Raw genomic sequence first — 2,814 nt, 5'->3', positions numbered from 1 at the left:
TCCGCTCGACAAGACCCTGGGGGCAAAGTGAAGCCGAATCCATTCACGCGCGGACTCCTGATTACGTTGGTCGTGCTGATCCTCGCATTCCTGATGATTCCGGTGATCATCGTCGTACCCCTGTCGTTCTCCGATACGCGCTTCATGACCTTTCCGCCACCCGCGCTATCGTTGCGCTGGTACGAGGCATTCTTCGGCAACCCGGATTGGCTGGCGGCTGCTCGAACGACACTCGCCGCATCGTTCCTTGCAACGGCAATCGCGACGCCCGTGGGCATTGCCGCGGCGTACGGGATCGAACACGGCACACATGTGTGGATCCGTCGGCTGCGGACGGTTTTGATGCTGCCGTTGATGGTGCCGATCATCATCGTCGCGATAGGCGTGTTTTTCGTCTATTCGCAACTCGACTACGTGAATACGCTGGGCGGTCTGATCCTTGCCGATACGATGCTCGGACTGCCGTACGTCGTGATCGCGGTGGGTGCGGACCTGCGCTCGTTCGATCATGCGCAGGAAATGGCGGCGCGTAGTCTCGGGATGAATCGACTGCGCAGCTTCCTGACCGTCACGCTGCCGCAGATCCGCTCGAGCGTGATCTCGGGCGCGGTGTTCGTGTTCATCCAGGCGCTCGACGAGACGGTCGTTGCGTTGTTTGTATCGGGCGGCCCAAATCAGACGCTGACGCGGCGGATGTTCGTGACGTTGCGAGACGAGATCGACCCGACGATCGCCGCTATCAGCACCATGTTGACGGCGCTGACGCTGATGCTCGTATTGATCGTCGTCGTTAGCCGGCGTGGCGGTGGTTCGGCGCAGGCGGCACGGGTATGACGCCATCAGACATCCTTCATATCGAACGGGAAACCTGCATGAGAAATGCGTTGAACTTCTACATCGACGGTGCGTGGGTCGCGCCCGCCGGCAACGAGCGGCTTGCAGTAACCGATCCTTGCACCGAAGTGCCGTTCGCCGACGTCGCGCTTGGCGATGCCCGCGATGTCGATCGGGCGGTGGCCGCCGCGAAGCGCGCGTTCGCGACATTTTCGCTGACGGAACCAGCGGAACGCGTCGCGCTCGTGCGTCGGATACTGGACGTGTATCTGACTCGCTACGACGACATCGCCGACACAATCTCGCGCGAAATCGGTGCGCCGCGCCAGTTCGCGCGCGAATGGCAGGCGGGACTCGGCCGTCGGCATCTCGAGGAATTGCTGCGTACGTGCGAAACCTTCGCGTGGCAGCGCCGCAAGGGGACGACGCTCGTGCGCTATGAACCCGTCGGCGTCGTCGCGCTGATCACGCCGTGGAATTGGCCGATGAATCAGATCGTCTGCAAGGTCGCGCCGGCGCTCGTTGCCGGCTGCACGACAGTGCTCAAGCCCAGCGAGATTTCTCCGCTGAACGCAACGATCTTCGCCGAGGTGCTCGATGAGGCAGGCGTGCCGGCCGGCGTGTTCAACCTTGTGCAGGGGGATGGCCCGACGGTCGGCTCGGCGCTTTGCGCGCATCCGGACGTCGACATGGTGTCGTTTACGGGCTCGACGCGAGCAGGCGTTCAGATTGCCACGGTCGCGGCGGCGAGTGTGAAGCGCGTCCATCAGGAACTGGGCGGAAAATCCGCGAATCTGCTGCTGGACGATGCCGATTTCGAGATCGCCGTGACGAAGGGGGTGAATAGCTGCTTCAGCAACAGCGGCCAATCGTGCAATGCGCCGACGCGGATGCTCGTGCCCGCGTCGCGGCATGAGGAAGCAATCGCGATTGCTCGTCGCGCGGCAGCTGCGCATCGTGTCGGGCCTGCCGATGCAGCGGGCGTTACGATGGGGCCTGTCGTCAGCGACGTGCAATTCGAGCGTATCCAACGGTCGATCGCGGCCGGTATTGCCGAGGGGGCGACGCTGGTCGCGGGCGGCCTTGGCCGGCCCGACGGGCTCGAGCGTGGGTACTACGTGCGACCGACCGTATTCGCCGGCGTGCGTCCTGACATGACGATTGCACGCGAGGAGATTTTCGGCCCCGTGCTGGCAATCCTGCCGTACCGAAACGACGAGGACGCGATCGCCATTGCGAACGACAGTCCCTATGGCCTTGCCGCCTACGTCCAGTCAACCGATATCGAACGGGCACGTCGGGTGGCGTTCAGGCTGCGCGCAGGCGGTATCTATCTGAACTATCCTGAGTGGGATCCGGGCGCTCCGTTCGGCGGCTACAAGCAGTCCGGCAATGGACGCGAGTACGCCGAGTGGGGAATCGAATCGTTTCTCGAGGTGAAGGGCATCGTCGGGTACGGACATTGAGCCTATCGCCGGCTTCGGCGTGGTCTGCCGCCGCAACTGTCCGAACGTTATGCGGTCCGTCCGCGCAAGCCATCTGCGACCCGCTCGGCGATCATGATCGTCGGCACATTCGTGTTCGCGCACGGGATCGACGGCATCAATGATGCGTCGCAAACGTACAGCCCCTCGACACCGTGTACCGAACCGTCCGATGCCGTGACGGCGAGCGGATCGTCGGCCGCTCCCATCCGGCACGTACCCGACGGATGCCATGTTCCGCCGACCGATCGCACGACGAATTCCGTCATTGCGGCGTCGTCCATCAGCAGTGTGTCGAGTGAAATGCGCGCCGTGACGACACGTTCGATGAGCGTTGCCCGCAGCGGTCCGGCGAAGTCGAGTAGTGCGCTCAGTGTCCCGCGCTGTATTGCGTTCCATGCGCCCGGGCGCGCTACGGATGCAACCCGCGTCGAGTAGCTCGAAGGAAAGTGTGGCCCGAGGGCTGCGGAAAAATTCGCGTCCGCCAGGGTGGCAG

General features: G+C 63.4%; 3 protein-coding genes. 2 read left to right on the top strand and 1 reads right to left on the bottom strand.

The annotated features are described in order from the left end of the window. The first annotated feature begins 27 nt into the window (after positions 1 to 27). Both AC3IFE_RS34780 and AC3IFE_RS34775 read left to right on the top strand, forming a co-directional pair. Positions 28 to 834, top strand: coding sequence for an ABC transporter permease (locus AC3IFE_RS34780; RefSeq protein WP_089470265.1), 807 nt, complete (start codon positions 28 to 30; stop codon positions 832 to 834). Between the two features lie 38 nt (positions 835 to 872). After that, entirely contained in the window at positions 873 to 2,300 is a 1,428-nt protein-coding gene (locus tag AC3IFE_RS34775) for an aldehyde dehydrogenase family protein (RefSeq protein ID WP_489195089.1), read from the top strand. A 47-nt stretch (positions 2,301 to 2,347) separates the two neighbouring features. Here AC3IFE_RS34775 and AC3IFE_RS34770 read toward each other — a convergent pair. Beyond that, positions 2,348 to 2,814: GMC oxidoreductase (locus tag AC3IFE_RS34770; protein ID WP_489194995.1), on the bottom strand; the 467-nt coding region annotated here is incomplete at its 5' end.

This window comes from Burkholderia sp. APQ4-4ca, from assembly GCF_057837105.1.
The sequence above is the reverse complement of the archived record's forward strand: the minus strand, read 5'-3'. Positions and strand labels throughout refer to the sequence as shown.